The 1,452-nt window shown below is 42.8% G+C and carries 3 protein-coding genes; 1 reads left to right on the forward strand and 2 read right to left on the reverse strand.

Annotation, left to right across the window (positions count from 1 at the left end):
• The coding region (locus AK963_RS28905) for a hypothetical protein (RefSeq protein ID WP_202969923.1) at window positions 1–373 on the reverse strand (373 nt) is incomplete at its 3' end.
• A gap of 160 nt (window positions 374–533) precedes the next feature.
• Between AK963_RS28905 and AK963_RS28910 the strand changes: the two genes are divergently transcribed.
• On the forward strand, window positions 534–1,184 hold the full coding sequence (locus tag AK963_RS28910; RefSeq protein WP_083232948.1) for an F-box protein: 651 nt from the start codon (window positions 534–536) through the stop codon (window positions 1,182–1,184).
• An 11-nt stretch (window positions 1,185–1,195) separates the two neighbouring features.
• On the opposite strand, the gene AK963_RS33990 is transcribed toward AK963_RS28910, so the two are convergent.
• Window positions 1,196–1,452 (reverse strand): hypothetical protein (locus AK963_RS33990; protein ID WP_202969924.1); only part of this gene is annotated, 257 nt, incomplete at its 5' end.

A 1,452-nucleotide genomic window follows, 5' to 3' on the forward strand; every position in this document is an offset into this window, starting at 1 on the left:
AATTTTTCAAAGCGGTAAAGGCGTCAGCGACTTCCTGCAGTTCCAATGGCGTGTTTTTGGTGAACTCCTTAATCCACGCCATTGCCTGCTCGCCTTCGGCCATGCTGCCCATGATGGCGTTCAGCTGTACTTCCAACCGTTCAAACTGATCCCCGGTATTCAATACCCCCTGCATCGCTTTTTTGATGGCGTAAAAGCCCACGCTGGTGAGTACCAGGTTGCGAATGCTGCGTGCTAAGCTGGCAAAGCGGTTTTCTGTCTGCTGGCTGGCTCTGCCCATGGTGCGTAACCGGGCAGTGACTTTGGTCAGGGCTCCCTTGGCTAAATCCCGAGCCCGGATAACGATATTGAGTACGCTATTTGTGCTGGCCATGTTGTGGGTTCCTTTGTGGGTACCCGGTCAGCATGGGGAGTTTTTAATTAGCTGGTCATACAAAAAAGAGCCGTTAAATAAATAAAGCAAGCAAGCAAGCAAGCAAAGGCTAATAATTAAATATCATTCCTATGCAACCACAATAGGTTTTTCTACAAATATGATCAGGAAATTATTGACATGTTTTTATCGAGAACCAAGAGAAAATCAAAATAATTCAGGCAATCAGCAAAATGTATCTTGTTTTAATGTACGTCGTGTTAGAAGTCACAAGCCTGACTTATTAACAACGCTACCTCCTGAGCTACGACTAAATATTGCCGAGAGGCTACCACTACCCTCTTTATTAAGCCTAAGAACCGTCAATAGCAACATGTACCATATAATTGACAGTAAAATGCTTAGCAAAGCAAAAGAAAGGTGTATCTATGATTTTCATATTTTGCAGAAGCCCCTGGACACAGAAAATAATGAACAACAGCTTTTGTCAGAATGGCAAAATGTGAATGTTATTTATTGTGATGAAGAAAATCGCGGTAATTCTTATAACATACAGTCAATAGATGGAGTCGATAAACTGGGGTCTTTTACTACTGGTAGATTTACTGACGGTTCATACTTTATATATGTTTCTGCAAACTTCGAAGATAGGAGCAATAGGAGAATCGCCATCACATTAAGTCAAGAAAACCGTAATTTATACCTCGGTTCTTCATACAGCCAAATTTCAGACTATATAAAAAATAATCGTACTGATGATCTAGTCAATCATGTTGAATGGATATCTCAACATACCAAAATGTATTTTTAAATGATGGCGCCCTAAAGCGCCTGCACTATTTTTATAAACTGCGACATGCCAACACCGCCAATGCTGCTGTCTCTCAACACCTCAAACTCCATTGAAACTTCGGCAAACTCGTCACTGATAAAGGGCAGCCCCTGTACTGGCGAAAACTTCAAGCGGTGCATGGTAATGCTCACCGGTTTTCCGGACTGCGCTTCGTTCATGCCGTCAAAGAACAAAGCAAACTCCTCGCCTGCTTCCACCAGTGCCTGCATGATCTCTTGCGGTGCTT

The sequence above is a fragment of the Endozoicomonas atrinae genome, from assembly GCF_001647025.1.
Lineage (GTDB): Bacteria > Pseudomonadota > Gammaproteobacteria > Pseudomonadales > Endozoicomonadaceae > Endozoicomonas > Endozoicomonas atrinae.